Source organism: Fulvivirga lutimaris (assembly GCF_009711525.1).
Classification (GTDB): domain Bacteria; phylum Bacteroidota; class Bacteroidia; order Cytophagales; family Cyclobacteriaceae; genus Fulvivirga; species Fulvivirga lutimaris.
In genome coordinates, this window is the sequence record NZ_SMLV01000193.1 from 3,424 (window position 1) to 4,716 (window position 1,293).

Here is a 1,293-nt window from a genome sequence, read left to right on the forward strand (position 1 = left end):
CAATATGTTCAATGTCATCATAAGCATCAAAAAGCAGCAAGCTGGTTTTTAGATTGACATTGGTCATTATTTCCTTTTGATACATGGCGCTGATACTCCATCCTGCCTGAGACCTAATGTTTTCACCTGGATCAACTCCATATGCACCTACTGCAGCAAGGTCATCATCCATAACAAATGTAATTTTCTCCATTAAAGGAGAAATTGTGGCAGAAAAAGCATCATTAGGCTTATAAGTAGCACCAATATAAGGTGACAGATAACCAGGAGACATAAACGTTGATATCAATGTATCTGTGGCATCCGCTGCTCCATTGTATATAAAGCCATCTGCAAACTGGGTTCTAAAATCCAAACCTGCAGAAAGCTGCCATTTCTCAGACAGAAATCTACCGTACTGACTGGTAACTATTAATATATCATTGTTTTTTCGCGCACCCTGATCTCCAATTTTTACAAGGCCGTATCCTGCTTGCAGATTATTAAACCAAGTATGGGAGCGCTGTCTTTTATTGGCGTATAAATTAACTTCAGCACCATAGGCGACTGAATTTTCTCCACCACCAGCCCAGTTGTTTAGACCTACCTGTTGAAAGAAGATTCCAAAATTACCGCCATTAGTCCAAACTGAATCTTTGGGTAAAGTAGGGCCGTTTTTTTGAGCTGAAAGTTGAGTTGAAGAAAGGAATAAAATAATAACCAGGAGGCTTCCTCCTGTGTTTTTGAGGGTTGACCGAATCATAATAACAGTTAGTAGAAGTTTTTGAATAAAACCGACTAGACTACAAATTGTTTACTTTGACCTCTTCTAAGGCAGTTTCTGTAAGTGGCTTAGTGATAAATTTAATAACGTGATTGTTGTTAACAATCTTATCAATGTCTCTTTTATTATCAGAGCTGGACAGGATAATCACCTTACATTTGTCCTTGATTAAATCATTAAATTTTTCAAACTCATAGAGAAATACGAACCCATCTACAATAGGCATATTAATATCAAGAAAGATCAGATTGGGAAGTTCATCAGCATTATCCTGATTTTCTCTTAGATAATCTAACGCACTTTTTCCTGAATTCTTAACCTCTACTCTGTTAGCAAATTTTGTTATTTCAATGATACGCTTACTGATGAAGTTGTCCGTATCGTTATCATCAACAAGCATTACTAAATCTATCGCTTTAGAATTCGTCAACTTTAGTTCTGTTTAGGTTATAATTAATTAACTGCTTTTGCTCTTTGAAAAAAATTATCCATTTTTTAAAGTTTATTGTATAAATACAATAGCACTCTAC

General features: G+C 35.6%; 2 protein-coding genes. Both read right to left on the reverse strand.

The window, feature by feature from the left end; genetic code table 11:
• On the reverse strand, window positions 1-742 hold a 742-nt coding region (locus E1140_RS01825), incomplete at its 3' end, for a DUF3078 domain-containing protein (RefSeq protein WP_155178431.1).
• 40 nt (window positions 743-782) lie between these two features.
• Window positions 783-1,163 (reverse strand): response regulator, encoded by a 381-nt coding sequence (locus E1140_RS01830; protein WP_155178433.1) that lies wholly within the window; start codon window positions 1,161-1,163, stop codon window positions 783-785.
• Between the last annotated feature and the right edge of the window lie 130 nt (window positions 1,164-1,293).

Bases quoted from the DNA above. Each gene is read 5' to 3' on its own strand.
- E1140_RS01830 (WP_155178433.1), bottom strand. From the start codon at position 1,163: ATGCTTGTTGATGATAACGATACGGACAACTTCATCAGTAAGCGTATC.